Genomic DNA, 714 nt, shown 5'->3' on the forward strand with positions numbered 1-714 from the left:
GGCCGGCGGCCACCAGCGCCGGCAGGCCCAGCGTGCGCGCCAGAATGGCGGTGTGGGCGGTGGGGCCGCCGTGGGCGGTGGCCAGGCCCTTGACGCGGGCGAGGTCCAGGCTGGCGGTGTCCGATGGCGCGAGATCGGCGGCCAGCAGCAGGGTGTCGGGGCCGAACTCGGCCGGCGCATGGCCTTGTAGCGCCGGGTCCAGCTGGAACAGCACCCGGCGGCCCACGTCGCGCAGGTCGGCGGCGCGGGCCGCCAGCAGCGGGTTGCCCAGCGCGGAGATTTTCTCCGCCAGCCTCTCCACCGCCTGGTGCCACGACCATTCGACGCCGTGGCCGGCCACCATCAGCTGGCAGCTGAGCGTGATCAGGTCGGTGTCGTTCAACAGCTCGGCCTGGGCGCGGAAGATGCCGGCCTCGCCGGCGCCCAGCGTCGCCTGGGTGGCGTCGGCCAGGTCGGCCAGCTGCTTGCGGGTGGCGGCCAGCGCCTCGTGCAGCTGGTCGCCGCCCTCGGCCAGGCTGATCGGCCGATCCGGCACGTGCAGCTGGCGGCTGGCGAGGATGCGCGCGGTGCCGATGGCGAGGCCGGGGCTGGCGGCGATGCCGGGCAGGGAGATTAGCGATCCGGCGGGCTGCCAGCCCGCGGTTTTGCGCGCGCCGGCGGCGCGCTGGGCGGCGATGGCGGCGGCGGTCTGCTCCGCCAGGCTGGCCTCGCGCA

1 protein-coding gene is annotated in these 714 nt (G+C 76.2%); it reads right to left on the reverse strand.

Annotation, left to right across the window (positions count from 1 at the left end; genetic code table 11):
* The coding region (locus LQR33_RS23445; RefSeq protein WP_269326324.1) for a phosphoenolpyruvate-utilizing N-terminal domain-containing protein at nt 1–714 on the reverse strand (714 nt) is incomplete at both ends.

The sequence above is a fragment of the Chromobacterium piscinae genome (genome assembly GCF_021129175.1).
Lineage (GTDB): Bacteria > Pseudomonadota > Gammaproteobacteria > Burkholderiales > Chromobacteriaceae > Chromobacterium > Chromobacterium piscinae.